At 43.0% G+C, this 15,403-nt stretch carries 15 protein-coding genes; 8 read left to right on the top strand and 7 right to left on the bottom strand.

Annotated elements, in window-relative coordinates; translation table 11 throughout:
- Positions 1-25: 25 nt before the first annotated feature.
- Positions 26-460 (top strand): DUF2753 domain-containing protein, encoded by a 435-nt coding sequence (locus R7127_RS05010; RefSeq protein WP_005384886.1) that lies wholly within the window; start codon positions 26-28, stop codon positions 458-460.
- Positions 461-580: 120 nt separating this feature from the next.
- On the opposite strand, the gene motY is transcribed toward R7127_RS05010, so the two are convergent.
- Positions 581-1,462 carry a flagellar protein MotY gene (motY, locus tag R7127_RS05005; protein ID WP_005384887.1) on the bottom strand — a complete coding sequence of 294 codons (882 nt, stop codon included), beginning with the start codon at positions 1,460-1,462 and terminating at the stop codon, positions 581-583.
- 341 nt (positions 1,463-1,803) lie between these two features.
- On the opposite strand from motY, the gene rnt reads away from it, so the two are divergent.
- Positions 1,804-2,448 (top strand): ribonuclease T, encoded by a 645-nt coding sequence (gene rnt / locus R7127_RS05000; RefSeq protein WP_005384888.1) that lies wholly within the window; start codon positions 1,804-1,806, stop codon positions 2,446-2,448.
- 28 nt (positions 2,449-2,476) lie between these two features.
- On the top strand, positions 2,477-3,802 hold the full coding sequence (locus R7127_RS04995; RefSeq protein WP_017821192.1) for a Na+/H+ antiporter family protein: 1,326 nt from the start codon (positions 2,477-2,479) through the stop codon (positions 3,800-3,802).
- A gap of 78 nt (positions 3,803-3,880) precedes the next feature.
- Here R7127_RS04995 and R7127_RS04990 read toward each other — a convergent pair whose 3' ends face one another.
- The 4 genes from R7127_RS04990 to R7127_RS04975 all read right to left on the bottom strand — a co-directional run bounded on the left by R7127_RS04990 (position 3,881) and on the right by R7127_RS04975 (position 6,744).
- Positions 3,881-4,510 (bottom strand): DsbA family protein, encoded by a 630-nt coding sequence (locus R7127_RS04990; RefSeq protein WP_017821191.1) that lies wholly within the window; start codon positions 4,508-4,510, stop codon positions 3,881-3,883.
- 136 nt (positions 4,511-4,646) lie between these two features.
- Positions 4,647-5,222 carry a hypothetical protein gene (locus R7127_RS04985; RefSeq protein ID WP_017821150.1) on the bottom strand — a complete coding sequence of 192 codons (576 nt, stop codon included), beginning with the start codon at positions 5,220-5,222 and terminating at the stop codon, positions 4,647-4,649.
- Between the two features lie 193 nt (positions 5,223-5,415).
- Positions 5,416-5,991, bottom strand: coding sequence for a hypothetical protein (locus tag R7127_RS04980; protein WP_033907341.1), 576 nt, complete (start codon positions 5,989-5,991; stop codon positions 5,416-5,418).
- 417 nt (positions 5,992-6,408) lie between these two features.
- Positions 6,409-6,744 (bottom strand): Grx4 family monothiol glutaredoxin, encoded by a 336-nt coding sequence (locus R7127_RS04975; RefSeq protein WP_017635833.1) that lies wholly within the window; start codon positions 6,742-6,744, stop codon positions 6,409-6,411.
- Positions 6,745-7,029: 285 nt separating this feature from the next.
- On the opposite strand from R7127_RS04975, the gene sodB reads away from it, so the two are divergent.
- From sodB to R7127_RS04960, 3 genes are all read left to right on the top strand, one after another.
- Positions 7,030-7,614 (top strand): superoxide dismutase [Fe], encoded by a 585-nt coding sequence (gene sodB, locus R7127_RS04970; RefSeq protein WP_005396533.1) that lies wholly within the window; start codon positions 7,030-7,032, stop codon positions 7,612-7,614.
- 154 nt (positions 7,615-7,768) lie between these two features.
- Positions 7,769-8,272 carry a VC2046/SO_2500 family protein gene (locus R7127_RS04965; RefSeq protein ID WP_033907342.1) on the top strand — a complete coding sequence of 168 codons (504 nt, stop codon included), beginning with the start codon at positions 7,769-7,771 and terminating at the stop codon, positions 8,270-8,272.
- Positions 8,273-8,406: 134 nt separating this feature from the next.
- Complete coding sequence (locus R7127_RS04960) at positions 8,407-9,150, top strand: SDR family oxidoreductase (protein WP_005380732.1); 744 nt, start codon at positions 8,407-8,409, stop codon at positions 9,148-9,150.
- Between the two features lie 143 nt (positions 9,151-9,293).
- On the opposite strand, the gene adhE is transcribed toward R7127_RS04960, so the two are convergent.
- Positions 9,294-11,996, bottom strand: a complete 2,703-nt coding sequence (adhE, locus tag R7127_RS04955) for a bifunctional acetaldehyde-CoA/alcohol dehydrogenase (RefSeq protein WP_005380731.1) — start codon at positions 11,994-11,996, stop codon at positions 9,294-9,296.
- 650 nt (positions 11,997-12,646) lie between these two features.
- On the opposite strand from adhE, the gene R7127_RS04950 reads away from it, so the two are divergent.
- Positions 12,647-13,285 (top strand): YchE family NAAT transporter, encoded by a 639-nt coding sequence (locus tag R7127_RS04950; protein ID WP_005380729.1) that lies wholly within the window; start codon positions 12,647-12,649, stop codon positions 13,283-13,285.
- A gap of 35 nt (positions 13,286-13,320) precedes the next feature.
- Entirely contained in the window at positions 13,321-14,184 is an 864-nt protein-coding gene (locus tag R7127_RS04945; protein WP_005380728.1) for an ion transporter, read from the top strand.
- 57 nt (positions 14,185-14,241) lie between these two features.
- Here the strand turns inward: R7127_RS04945 and asd are convergent, their stop codons facing one another.
- Entirely contained in the window at positions 14,242-15,357 is a 1,116-nt protein-coding gene (gene asd, locus R7127_RS04940; protein ID WP_005380727.1) for an aspartate-semialdehyde dehydrogenase, read from the bottom strand.
- Positions 15,358-15,403: the final 46 nt, after the last annotated feature.

Below are 15,403 nucleotides of genomic sequence, written 5' to 3'. Positions count from 1 at the left end.
AACTTCGATATGCGGGATTACGATAATGATCAGTGAATGGGAAAAACACACACTTCTAGCCGATACGGCACTTCAACTAGATGACCCTGTTCGCAGCATTCTTCATTACCAGCAAGCCCTAAGCCTGAGTGAAGATATCAGCGAATGTGTGGAAATTGAGGCGGACGAGCGATTATTAATTTCTGTGATTTCTTGTCATAACTTAGCTCAGTTCTGGCGTTGGGCTGGAGATACTGACTATGAACTCAAATACCTTCAACTGGCCTCTGAGAAGGTCTTAACACTTATCCCACAATGCCCAAATAAAGAGTGTGCAAGCTTTATCGACTCGATAGGATGCTGTACTAAGGCGTTGATAGACTTTATGAAGCGTCACCCTAATCCGGCTATTGCCAAACAGGTTGAAAAAATCGATACCGCCACCAATTGCGAAGTCATTGCCAAATTCCGCTTAAACTAACATTCAAATTATACAGCAGGAATCACCGAAACGTGCTTGGCAAAATACCACTAAAATATTATTAACAACGTCAGTAAATCAAAAATGCCGAAGCTTTCAGCTTCGGCGTTTTTATATGCATCACACTTGGGTTCGCCCTAGAGATATCACGACTCGGCGGTTTTTGTCTTTTCCTATTGGCGAACCGTTATCTGCAATAGGACGACGCTTGCCGTACCCTTGCACTTGAATTCGATCTTCCGGTAGCCCTAGAGACTGAAAATAGTCACGAAGTGACTCTGCACGTCGCTCTGATAAACTTTGACTCGCACTTTTACCATCGGTTGAATCTGTGTAAGTCGCCACCAGCACGAGATCGATATCTTGATTATGTCGGATATAATCTGCAATTTGTGATAAACGCTTTTTAGAGGCCTTGGTTAACTGATCACCTTGTCTTTCGTAGTGCAAAATCGTAAAAGCAATGTCCTCAAAACTGTATTTCAATAAGTTGGAAATACAGTCGCTAAACGCGTTGTACTTGTTTTGAAATAGTACTGATGACAATGCGACTTCAATTCTCTGATCTCGGCTCTGCCAATCTTGGTAACTAAAAGTCGGATAACGGCCTTTTTCCAGCTCAGACAAAATGCCCCATGCTGTTTGCCCTCCGACATAACCATCAAACTGTTTAAAAAACTTTAGGTTTGTAATTCGATCGGCGTGTTCACCTGGTCGCCAAGGTGGCGGCATAGAAATGAGACTGACGTTACGTGTTTCTCCCATCGGGCGACGCATTTTTAACTCAAAGTCTAAATTGATTTTTTTGTTCGCACGAGATGAAAATACCGCATCTCCAAAGCTTGGAATGGGGTGTACAAGCTGACATTCTAATGGTGTATTGACCACCATTTCCCATTGAGATTGCTGTGGAGTTGCAGCATAACGTTTGCCCATCAAAGCGAAGCTGCTTGTGCTAAACAACGAAAATACAACACCACTGGTAATCAGCCATTTCTTCATCTAATACTGTCTCTTAAACGGCAGTCTGTTGCCGTCAATTTGCATCAATAAAACCACTTCAACCGGCATGCAAAAATCTCGCCAATATAGGGTTATATGTCACACTGCCATTAATGTGAGCCACCGTGTTCCAATCACCTTAACCGCCACTTAGCGTTTTACTTCCTCATGTTTTATCGGTTTACATGATGCAAAGTATGGCGAATAAACGTCTACATAATATGCAATACAAACTTATTGATTGGATGCAAAATAGAATTCCGGTTTTCTCTTAAATTGCGGTTTTTCTCATCGGTATAATCTGCAATAATGCAGCCTTCGTCACACAAAAATAAGCCAACATGACACTAGAAAATGAAGCTCTAACCTTGAAAAAACGCTTTCGTGGTTATTTCCCTGTGGTAGTAGACGTTGAGACCGCTGGTTTCAATGCTCAAACTGATGCACTTTTAGAAATCTGTGCCGTTACGTTGAAAATGGACGAACATGGCGTGTTGCATCCGGCCTCCACCATTCATTTTCATGTGGAACCATTTGAAGGCGCTAACTTAGAAAAAGAAGCGCTTGAATTCAATGGTATTCGTGACCCTTTCAGCCCTCTTCGTGGTGCTGTTTCTGAGCAAGAGGCGCTAAAGGAAATTTATAAGCTTATTCGCAAAGAACAAAAAGCCGCAGATTGCTCACGTGCAATTATGGTTGCTCATAACGCAGCATTCGACTTGGGTTTTGTAAATGCAGCAAATGAACGCTGTAAACTAAAAAGAGTCCCTTTTCATCCCTTTGCTACTTTTGATACGGCTACATTAAGTGGCCTTGCTTATGGCCAAACAGTTCTCGCTAAAGCTTGCAAAACAGCCGGGATGGAATTTGATAACCGTGAAGCACACTCTGCGCTTTACGATACACAAAAAACAGCAGAATTATTCTGCGGTATTGTCAACAAATGGAAGGCCCTCGGCGGTTGGCCGCTTGTCGACGAAGAATAATAAGTAAACACAACATATTAGGAAAAGTATGAATCCTGTCGTTATATCAGTGTGCGTCATGCTCGTGTTAGCATTGATGCGCGTAAACGTGGTGGTTGCCCTCACGTTTAGTGCCATCGTAGGCGGCCTAGTCGCAGGCATGAGCCTTGGGGATACGGTTGCCGCATTTGAAAGTGGTCTAGGTGGCGGTGCAACTATCGCGCTAAGCTACGCCATGTTAGGTACTTTCGCTGTTGCCATCTCGAAATCAGGCATCACGGATCTACTGGCCAAAAGTGTTATCAAGCGCTTAAATGGCAAAGAAAACTCCGCCTCCACTACTGGCTTAAAGTACGCCGTGTTGGTGGCATTAGTGCTTGTTACGATGTCGTCTCAGAACGTAATTCCGGTCCATATCGCCTTTATTCCAATTTTGATTCCACCTCTTTTGGGCGTATTTGCGAAACTTAAGCTCGATCGACGTTTGGTCGCGTGTGTTCTTACCTTCGGTTTGATCACACCTTACATGATCTTGCCTGTTGGTTTCGGCGGTATTTTCTTAAACAACATTCTGTTAAAGAACCTACATGACAACGGTTTGGAGAATGTGGTTGCAAGCCAAGTCCCAACCGCCATGTTACTGCCTGGTGCAGGTATGCTGTTTGGTCTATTACTGGCTATCTTTGTTAGCTATCGTAAACCGCGTGTCTACAAAGAAACTGAGTTGACTGTCGTTGACGAAACCGATCATGTCATCAATAAAAAGCACATCTTGGTTGCGGCACTTGGTATTGTCGCTGCATTGGGTGTTCAGCTTTACACGGGTTCAATGATTATCGGTGCTCTAGCTGGCTTTATGGTGTTTACTTTCGGCGGCGTTATTGCATGGAAAGAGACGCACGACGTGTTCACTAAAGGTGTACACATGATGGCAATGATTGGCTTCATCATGATTGCAGCAGCAGGTTTTGCAGCAGTAATGAAGCAAACTGGCGGTGTTGAAACACTAGTACAATCGCTATCAACCAGCATCGGTGACAATAAGCCTTTAGCTGCACTACTGATGCTGATCGTTGGTCTGTTGGTAACAATGGGCATTGGTTCATCGTTCTCTACGATTCCAATCCTTGCAACTATCTATGTGCCTCTTGCGCTAGCATTTGGCTTCTCGCCGATGGCAACGATTGCACTGGTAGGTACTGCGGCGGCGTTAGGTGATGCAGGCTCTCCAGCTTCTGACTCTACATTAGGCCCTACATCTGGTCTAAATGCCGACGGTCAACATGAGCACATTTGGGAAACAGTCGTTCCAACCTTTATCCATTACAATATCCCTCTAATCATCTTTGGTTGGATTGCAGCAATGGTGCTTTAATACTATTGTTTGGATGGATATACATTTAGTTACGAAAAAGCCGCTCAATGAGCGGCTTTTTGTTATTCATAACTGTGGTTATTGCGCTGGCATATTGTCAATAATACGCTCACGAATCAGCTTCAAGGTTGGTTCTGTCGACAGGTAATCGATGGCAATCGGAAAATAAGCGTCGTTAATTTTAAGAACCAAGCTAGGGTAAGAGCTCACACCTAGGCTCTTTGCAAGGCTCAATTGATCTTCGAACACACCTTCTAAGAAAGAGCCATCCATGTCATTCTTGAATTGCTGAACATTCAAGCCAATTTCTCTCGCTAGTTGCAAGTGAGTGGCTTCTTCATGAGGAGGCATCGCACGTAAGTAATACGCATGCTGAATCGCTTCTAGCATCTGCTCATAAGAGTCTTGAAAGCCCGCTGCAATAACCGCACGACAAGATTGGTAAGTGCTTCTAACTGGCGTACAAAGCTTCCAGAAATCGTAGTTAAACTTAGTGCCTAACTGGCGCTCAATCTGCTTCCAAATACCTTCGAGTTTTTGTTGCATCTCGGGCGGCATCGGTAAATTAGTATCTGGCGCAAGACCACCAACCACATACTCAAACTGAATCACACCTGGCAGTTGCTGTTTTAGTTTATCCAGCGTTGGTTTGTAACCCCAACACCAACTGCACATTGGGTCATGCACGTAGTAAAGCTTTATATCCACTTTAATAATTAAACCTTTAAAATCATCTCAAAATCTCAGAGTAATTATACAGTCTCATAAGTTGAAAAACTGCTTTATCTTAATAATTCGCTCTAAAGCCAGTCTATACGAGGCGTGTTAAGTTTCATTGTAGATCTTAGGTTAGATAAACAAGTCTGTCAGCTGAGAACTCTAGCCCACCTAGCTCATTTTGTTCGCACAAACTCTTAAAATGTTCAGTACAATACAGAAAGCTCGCTCCTAGCATCTTTGACTTGAAAACAACCTTTTCTGCAACGTCGCTTTCATTAAATACTAACACCTCTACACCTGCTAAGCTGCCATATTCAATTTTTTGGACGCACTTATCTTCATCTTCTTGCCCAAACTCCAACGGTGTATACAGGTACCATTCCTCTTCTTTATAGCGAATCGATAAGAACTCGCCTACTTTGCTCAATGGCTCTTTTAAAGATGCATAAGCTTTAGGGCAAAGCACTAAGAAAACCCGTAACCATAAACTGATATCAGGAAGTAATGAGTCTTTCTTGAGAACATCTTCAAACTCAATATCTACCTCACCCCATATACTTTTGAAAGAAAAGTTTTCTAATGGCTGCACAAAGATTTTTTCTATTAAATCCATGTCACCTAACTGCCTAGCTACAGAACTAGGCGTAGTGCTCACGATTTTATATTCATTGTGACAGTCGAAAATTTTATAAACCGTCATTAATCTATCAACTCCTCATGTTTTACTACCAAGTGCTACCTATGGGTAAGTTACTTTTCAAATCATTTTTCATGAAGGAAACAGGCCTAAAAAAGCTGCGTTTTAGAGGAGAAAGCTAATTTTCTCGTCGACCATTACAGTGCTTACAAACCTCAAAATCAGAGAAATAGTATTTTCATATTAATAAAAATCACTAATTAAATGGATCTGTCAAATTAGAAGAAAACATGATGCCATTGAGCTGATTTTGTTCACACAAAGCCTTAAACTTATCTGTACAGTACAAGGTGCCCGCTCCTTCTAACCGAGACTTGAAAACCATTTTGTCTTTAACATCATCGTCAATAAAAACAAGGGTATCTAACCCATCTCGGCTCCCATATGCGATTTTTTCTACACACTTTCTCTTGTTTTCCTGTCCAAAAGTCAGTGATGCATATAAATACCATTGCCCACCTTGGTAGTTAGCAGGTAAAAACTCCCCGTGTTCACTTAGATAAGCATTCAATATTTCATATGCCCTCGGAGATAAAACAAGGTATGTTCGCGCCCATAAACTAATATCAGGCAATAGAGAATTGTACTTAAATACATCTTGAAACTTTACCTCCACAGGCTTCCAAATATCTTGCAGAGATTGGTTTTTAATAGCCTGTAATAAGATCCTCTCAAAATAGTCGAAGTCACCTAACTGGCTAGCGATTTCATCGGGACCAGAGCAGACCGTTTGAAATTCTCTTAAATTATCTATTATCTTGTAAACTGTCATAATTCTCCCAAAACTTGGTTCTTAGCGTCCAATGCTGATTTATGATGGGGCTTACTCTTCGAGTGCATTTTGTGCCGAAATAAGTTGGCCTAAAAATTCTGGGGAGTTAAATTGCCTTTAGTGTAATTCCTTAACCAAATACCATTTGTAGCAACTCCCTTATCAAAGACGTGTAAGCAATGATGTTTGAAAACGACTTTACGAAATAGATGGCAGCATACATCGTAATTACACGCCAATATACATCAAAATTCATACTGGAATTTTTGTATACACTAGGCGGGATTAACATGGCTTCGCGAGGTTTACGAGATAGGCAGTTAGAACAAAGCTTTATGTTCATTCCACTAACCTAAAAAGAAAAAGGAGCCAGTACGGCTCCTTCGTATTCTATCGCTAAATGTGAGTATTTACGAATTACTCAGCTTGATCTTCAGCGCGCGCTGCTGCTTCTTTGATTAGAGGCTGCAGTTCACCTTTTTGGAACATTTCTAGAATAATGTCACAACCGCCGATAAGCTCACCTTCAACCCATAGTTGAGGGAAAGTTGGCCATTGCGCGTACTTTGGTAACTCAGCACGGATATCTGGGTTTTGCAGAATGTCTACGTAAGCGAACTTCTCACCACATGCCATTAGTGCCTGTGACGCTTGAGAAGAGAAACCACAGCTAGGTAGTTTCGGTGATCCTTTCATGTACAGCAGGATTGAGTTTTCAGAGATCTGCTGTTTGATTTTGTCGATAGTTTCCATCGCTTCCTCATTCATGGGTTTGAACTTTATTTATTTGCCACATTCTACTCAATAACGACAGAATAAAAACCATATAATTAATAAGGCTTAATTTTAGGTTGCTCATTGGCGAGCAATGCAGCACTTCACCACTGCTAACCTCTTAAAATATTTTCATATCGGGGTTTTAATAAAGTAAAAACTTGCTAAAATACTTAGCAAGTCAGCCTTAAAGGCGACATAGCTATAAAAAAACACTAGAAGCAATCGAAAGGTCATCCTTTCAAATCAATGGAGAATCGAGTAATGGCATTTGAACTACCAGCTCTTCCTTACGCGAAAGACGCACTAGAACCACACATCTCAGCAGAGACTCTAGACTACCACCACGGTAAGCACCACAACACTTACGTTGTTAAGCTTAACGGTCTTATCCCTGGTACTGAGTTCGAAGGCAAAACTCTAGAAGAGATCATCAAGACTTCTACTGGTGGCGTATTCAACAACGCAGCGCAAATCTGGAACCACACGTTCTACTGGCACTGTCTTGCTCCAAATGCGGGCGGCGAGCCAACTGGCGCAGTTGCAGACGCAATCAACGCAGCATTCGGTTCTTTTGAAGAATTCAAAGCGAAGTTTACTGATTCAGCAATCAACAACTTCGGTTCTTCATGGACTTGGCTTGTTAAGAAAGCTGATGGCTCTCTAGAGATCGTTAACACTTCTAACGCTGCTACTCCTCTAACAGAAGAAGGTACAACACCACTTCTAACTGTTGACCTATGGGAACACGCGTACTACATCGATTACCGCAACGTACGTCCTGATTACATGAACGGCTTCTGGGCTCTAGTAAACTGGGACTTCGTAGCTGAGAACCTAGCGAAGTAATATACTTCCCCCTAATTTCAATTTAGTCTTATTCAAAAGCTCGCTATTTAGCGGGCTTTTTTGTTTCGCCTTCCCTAGCACCTTTAAATAATTCCCTCTTTTACTAAAGTTCTTCTTATTCACGCCGTTAAAAGAGCATCGAGCGAGGAACATCATGCAAATTCATACGTTAGACAAAGCTGCAATTATCAACGAACTTCAGTTCGGTAATGGTATTAACCATGCCGTACACGAAGGTCGTCGTGCGGATTTCTCGCTGATTCTGTCTATGTTCTCTAATGATGTTCGCGATGTGGTCCCAGTTGAAGAGGTCCAGGAAGTCATCACCAGTGACAGTATTCTTCGCCAACAATTGGGTTTATCGCAACCTCAAGCTCTTCGTTCTGATAGCAGCAGCTATGAACTCGCAGCTGAACAAGCGAAACAGTTTCACGATGCAGGATTGCCTTCCGCAAAGCTGAGCCATTACCTAAAACCAGATGCGCTGACTTACCTGCCTGAAGACACATTCAACCTACCAGAGGAGGTTTATCACAACCTATCTGGTCATGAGCGACGCAGATTGGGCGAACGCAACAAACAACTGATCCCAGATGCTGGGCTATATAATCAGCTAGTGACGGCTCAACGTCAGCATCAAATTCAAGCTAAAGCATAGAGATCCGCTTTTTATCCAATAGCTTGCAATACCTACACGTCAGAAATGTGACATCTTACAAATTACCGCACAATAGTCCTCACTCGAAAGCGTTAGTTTGAAGCCTTTCACACTGAACCCAACGAATTTCAACCATGCTATTAGCACAAACCACTGGTGTATTGTTTTTCACATATGGATACAGTGAAGGTGCTATGGATATCAAAGAATCAATTATTCTCGTCACGTCTGCAGGTTCGGTTATAGGAAGAACCTGTGCAAATCACTTTGCTCACCTTGGAGCAACGTTGATTCTTTGTGACCAAAATTCTAGCGCTTTGAGAGCGAGCTATGAGCAAATCAGCGCTTTCACTGACAAAGTGTATGCTATGAATGTGTGTAGTGATAACACAACGTCCATTAACTTATTGTTTGACCAGATAGAATCACAGCTACGTGCGACACCAGATGTGATTGTTAATTGCTGGACCAGCTCCCCTATGCCTGGCTTAATGGCGCCAGAACCAATGAGTACTTACATTGATCACTTGTCGTCTGCGGCACGCTTCCTTTATACCTACGGCCAAGTAGGAGCAGAGCGCTTTCGAGCCAGAAACAAGAAAGGCGTCATTGTTAACGTCATTTCTCATGACAACCATGAAGACTTTACGGGAGTTGAAAGCATGGCGGCGTTGGTGTCAGGTTTTACTCACAGCTGGGCAAAAGAACTCACACCATTCAACATTCGAGTGGGCGGCGTTATTCCCTCGGTAAATCATACAAAAGAAGAGCTCAACGAGAGGCACTGGGCTGAGATCCAAGACGAACTAGTCCGCAACACAGCATACATCGTCGCGAATGAATACTTCAGTGGCCGAGTAGTTGCGACCGAAGTGTAAGCATACACAGCAACTCTGTTTTCCCAAGCCAGATGTAACTCCTGCACCAAAATAAAAAAAGCCCCAGTCATTTGACTGGGGCTTTAACCTTTTCCCGATTAAGGTTTCGTGCTAGCGAAAACCTTGCTCACTCGATTTTTTAATTACGCGTCAGCTTTTTCTTTCTTTGCTTTAGGTGCTGCTTTTGCTGCTTCTTGGTCTGCTTTCTTCTTGATAACAGTTGTACCTTCGAAAGTTTCGCCTTCAACAAATGCTTTACCGTAGTAAGAAGCCATCAACACATCTTTAAGTTCGCTGATTAGAGGGTAACGTGGGTTCGCACCAGTACATTGGTCATCGAACGCTTCTACCGCTAGCTCATCCAGTTTCGCTACGAAATCTGATTCAGCAACACCTGCCGCTTGGATAGACATTGGGATGTCTAGGTTAACTTTTAGTTCATCCAACCATGCTAGTAGACGTTCAATCTTCTGAGCAGTACGGTCACCTTCTTGGCTTAGGCCTAGGTGGTCAGCAACTTCAGCGTAACGACGACGTGCTTGTGGACGGTCGTATTGAGAGAACGCAGTTTGTTTAGTTGGATTGTCGTTCGCGTTGTAACGTACCACGTTAGAGATAAGTAGTGCGTTAGCTAGGCCATGTGGCAAGTGGAACTCAGCACCCAGTTTGTGAGCCATTGAGTGACAAACACCTAGGAATGCGTTCGCAAATGCAACACCAGCGATAGTAGCTGCGTTGTGTACTTTCTCACGAGCGATTGGGTCATTTGCACCGTTCGCATAGCTTGATGGTAGGTACTCTTTTAGCATCTTAAGTGCTTGAAGAGCTTGGCCATCTGAGTATTCGTTAGCAAGAACAGAAACGTAAGCTTCTAGAGCGTGAGTTACTGCATCGTAACCACCAAATGCTGTTAGAGACTTAGGCATGTTCATTACTAGGTTCGCATCAACGATTGCCATGTTTGGCGTGATTTCGTAGTCAGCTAGTGGGTATTTCGCACCAGTCTTGTCGTCAGTAACAACCGCGAATGGAGTAACTTCTGAACCAGTACCTGAAGTTGTAGTGATACATACAAGCTCAGCTTTTTTACCCATTTTAGGGAACTTGTAGATACGTTTACGGATGTCCATAAAGCGCATTGCTAGTTCTTCAAAGTGAGTTTCTGGGTGCTCGTACATTACCCACATGATTTTCGCTGCATCCATTGGTGAACCACCGCCTAGCGCTAGGATAACGTCAGGTTGGTAGCTAGCCATTTGAGCCGCACCTTTTTCTACTACAGACAGTGTTGGGTCAGCTTCAACATCGAAGAATGTTTGAACTTCCATGCCTTGAGCTTTTAGTAGGCTTACTACGTCATCTGCGTAACCGTTGTTGAATAGGAAACGGTCAGTTACTAGGAATGCACGTTTCTTACCTTCTAGGTCGCCCAGTGCGATTGGAAGGCTACCACGACGGAAGTAGATTGACTTAGGTAGTTTATGCCACAACATGTTTTCAGCTCGCTTCGCTACAGTTTTCTTGTTGATTAGGTGTTTAGGACCTACGTTCTCAGAGATAGAGTTACCACCCCAAGAACCACAACCTAGCGTTAGAGATGGCGCAACGTTGAAGTTGTACAAGTCACCGATACCGCCGTGAGTAGTCGGGATGTTGATTAGGATACGAGCTGTCTTCATCTTGTCACCGAAGTAACGGATACGGTCAGCGTTAGTATCTTGGTTAGTGTAAAGACCAGATGTGTGGCCGATACCACCAATCTCAACCATAGTTACCGCTTGAGCAACCGCGTCTTCGAAGTTGTCAGCACGGAATAGACCTAGAGTTGGAGATAGTTTCTCGTGAGCGAATGCGTCATCGTGAGATACTTTGCCCAGACCTTCACCAACAAGAACTTTAGTGTCTGCTGGAACTTTAACGCCTGCCATTTCAGCGATTGCTGCTGCTGGCTGACCTACGATTTTCGCGTTTAGCGCGCCATCGATAAGAAGCACTTTACGAACTTTATCAGCTTCTGCTTTGCTTAGGACATAAGCTTTGTGAGAAGCAAAACGCTCTTTCACTTCGTCGTATACTTCATCAACTACGATTGCCGCCTGCTCAGAAGCACATACTACACCGTTGTCGAAAGTCTTAGACATAAGGATAGAAGCAACAGCACGTTTGATGTCTGCTGTTTCATCGATAACAACAGGAACGTTACCTGCACCTACACCGATTGCTGGCTTACCAGAAGAGTATGCTGCTTTAACCATGCCAGGACCACCAGTTGCAAGGATAAGCGCGATGTCATCGTGTTTCATTAGAGCGTTTGAAAGCTCAACAGAAGGCTGGTCGATCCAACCGATGATGTCTTTTGGTGCGCCTGCTGCTACTGCTGCATCTAGAACGAGTTTAGCTGCATCGTTAGTTGAGTTTTTCGCACGTGGGTGTGGTGAGAAGATGATACCGTTACGAGTCTTCAAAGAGATTAGAGATTTGAAGATCGCTGTAGAAGTTGGGTTAGTCGTTGGTACGATACCGCAGATGATGCCTACAGGCTCAGCGATAGTCATAGTACCTAGGTTGTCATCCTCTTCTAAGATGCCACACGTTTGTTCGTCTTTGTATTTGTTGTAGATAAACTCAGAAGCGAAGTGGTTCTTGATTACTTTATCTTCAACAATACCCATACCAGATTCTTCTACCGCTTGTTGAGCTAGCGGGATACGGGCCTGGTTAGCTGCAAGCGATGCTGCACGAAAGATTTTATCTACTTGCTCTTGAGAGTAAGTAGCGAACTCTTCTTGCGCTTTCTTAACGCGAGCAACCATTGCATCTAGTTCAGCCATATTAGTTACAGGCATAGGGAATCTCCTAAAATTAACAAATATTAAAAACTTTTTACTAAGGCTATTACTTATCGTTTTTACTGTTTATCAGTCACTTAGAAAACAAACGTCTTAGTAAATTGCTTTCAGGACTGAGTATAATATTTCATAGTGTGAAAAAAATTGACTTGGATCAGTTCTCACCACCTAAATACTACCAAAGTGGTGCCTCATCACACCAAAATGACATAAATCACTGATAAACAAATAAATTAACTCTCATTTTTTATTGAGTAAAAAAGAAGCAAATGGACAAATAAATAAAAGAAACTACAACAACCTGTAAAAAAGTTTCATTTTTGACCAACAAAATTACATGTAGGCCCAATTCTTTGTGCTACTGAGAGTATATCGAACCGAATACATCTCTCTACAAACCACCTTGGTTTTTATCAAAAATGTGCGAATGTTAACGTTTATGTAAAACAGTGCAATTTATCAGCTACTTTATACGTAACATTTCCTTTCCAGATTAGATACAGTTTATTAAAGAATTAGTTTTTCTCACTTAAATGGCAGGGAATGCGTTAGTTTTTTTCATTTCTTACAACCTAACTTTTGCCTTACATTACGCCCAAATTACCCCTTCTCCTTTTCACTAATGTGAACTTTGATGAGTACGCAACATGCAAACTTTTGAACTTGCTATCTTCTTGCAGTTTTTTCTCGGTTTGGTCGCCGCAGTAAACCCTGTTGGTATCATGCCTGTGTTTGTGTCACTAACCGGGCATATGACACCAGACGAAAAGCGCAATACGGCAACAACAGCAAATGTGGCTGTTGCGATCATCCTGATCATTTCGCTTTTTGCTGGTCAGTTACTGTTAGACATGTTCAGTATTTCTCTGGATTCGTTTCGTGTCGCTGGCGGGTTGCTATTACTTAGCATCGCATTCTCGATGATGAGCGGTAAACTGGGGGAAGATAAGCAGAACAAACAAGAGAAAACGGAATACGTCAGTCGTGAACAGATTGGTGTGGTCCCTCTTGCAATGCCTTTAATGGCAGGTCCTGGTGCAATCAGTTCGACTATTGTTTATGGTGCACGCTACCCAAGCATGTTCGATACCGTGGGCATTAGTATTACGATTGGTTTGTTCTGCCTTTGTTCATGGCTATTATTCCGTTCTGCCCCATTGATCGTACGATTTTTAGGTCAAACTGGAATCAACGTCATTACTCGTATCATGGGTTTGATATTGGGCGCGCTTGGCATAGAGTTCATTGCGAATGGCTTACGCAACTTATTTCCAGGATTAGCCTGAGTTTCTATAAAATTGTATGATAGAGCGATTCAACAATGGATCGCTTTGTCATGACGACTGACTCTCTTAAACATACTCTATATGTCACCATTTTTGGTACTCATACCAAAGCTGGTAAAACGTTCGATATTGCTCTCATTATCGCGATCATCAGTTCGTTAATCGTACTGGTGTTAGATTCGATACCCTCCGTTCGGGCCGAGTGGGAAAAAGAGCTGAAGTTTATTGAATACACATTTACTGGCCTATTCACGATTGAATACCTTCTAAGGCTTTATTGCTCTCCTAAACCTGCCGCCTACGCAAAGAGTTTTTATGGTGTCGTCGATTTACTTGCGATTTTGCCCACCTATTTAGCACTCTTCTTCCCATCCGCTTCGTTTATGGGTGTGATCAGGGCGCTGCGAGTGATGCGAATATTCCGCATACTCAAGTTAGTCCGATACCTCCAAGAGTCCAATATCCTCTTACGTTCACTGCTTATGGCGCGCAGAAAGATTTTTATCTTCTTTAGTTCCGTCGCCATTATGGTAACGATTTTCGGCTCATTGATTTTTATCATTGAAGGACCTGAAAACGGATTTACTAGCATTCCTAAAAGTATTTATTGGGCGATCGTGACCATCACAACGGTTGGTTATGGTGACTTGGTCCCTCAAACAGACCTAGGTAAAGGGCTTGCATCACTCACCATGTTACTGGGTTATTCCATTTTGGCGGTACCTACAGGTATTTTCACTGCCGAACTGCACCAAGAGATGCAATCGCACAAAGTATTGGTGAAATGCCCAAACTGCTCCCACGCAGGGCACGACTCTGACGCAATTTACTGTAAACATTGTGGTAGTGAACTGGCCGATCCAGACAAAAGAGTCGTTCGAACGGAAGACGACGCATGAAAAAAGAGCTCCCTAAGGAGCTCTTTTATTTTGTCATCAAATAAAGGATTGATGTGATTATGCTTTCTCAGACAAAATAATTCGCAGAGTACGACGCAATGGCTCCGCAGCACCCCAAAGCAGTTGGTCACCAACAGTGAAAGCATTTAGGAAATCATCACCCATTGCCATCTTACGTAGACGACCCACTGGTACAGACATTGTGCCCGTAACTTTTGCCGGCGTTAGCTCTTGAGCAGTGATGTCACGGTCGTTAGGAATCACTTTCACCCAATCGTTATGAGTGGCGATGATTTCTTCGATTTCGTCCATTGGTACATTTTGTTTAAGCTTGATAGTAAGTGCTTGAGAGTGACAACGCATCGCGCCAATACGCACACAAGTACCGTCAATTGGAACAGGTGAACTTTGAGAACCCAAAATTTTATTCGCCTCAGCGCCCGCTTTCCACTCTTCTTTACTCTGACCATTATCGCGCTTCACATCGATCCATGGGATCAACGAACCAGCTAGTGGCACACCGAATTTATCTGTAGGGAAAGAGCCGCTGCGCATTGTATCCGCAACTTTCTTATCAATATCTAGGATAGAGCTTGATGGGTTTGCAAGTTCAGAGCTCACAGAGTCATTGATAACGCCCATTTGCGAGATCAACTCACGCATATTTTGCGCACCAGCACCAGATGCGGCTTGATAAGTCATTGCGCTTGTCCACTCAACAAGGCCTTTCTCAAATAGACCACCTAGCCCCATTAGCATTAAACTAACCGTACAGTTACCACCGACAAATGTGTTCGTGCCACCGTGGATGCCTTGTTGGATTTGCTTTAAGTTCACTGGATCAAGTGTGATGATCGAATCTTCAGCCATACGTAGCGTAGAGGCCGCATCAATCCAGTAGCCTTTCCAACCAGCCTGACGAAGTGCAGGGAAAACTTTTTCTGTGTAGCTACCACCTTGACAGGTGATTACCGCATCAAGCTGTTTTAAGCTTTCAATATCATACGCGTCTTGCAGTAAGCCTGCGTCTTTTCCTAAGTTAGGAGCAGGAATACCAACTTGAGAAGTACTGTAGAATACTGGTTCGATTAGGTCGAAGTCTTTCTCTTCAACCATACGCTGCATAAGGACTGAACCAACCATACCGCGCCAACCAACTAAACCAACTCTCATCGTATTAACTCTCCATGTATTAAAAAACCTACCCCATAGTTAATTT

Source organism: Vibrio sp. 1159, assembly GCF_033340395.1.
GTDB classification, from domain to species: domain Bacteria; phylum Pseudomonadota; class Gammaproteobacteria; order Enterobacterales; family Vibrionaceae; genus Vibrio; species Vibrio alginolyticus.
This window is presented reverse-complemented; position numbering and strand designations above follow the sequence as displayed.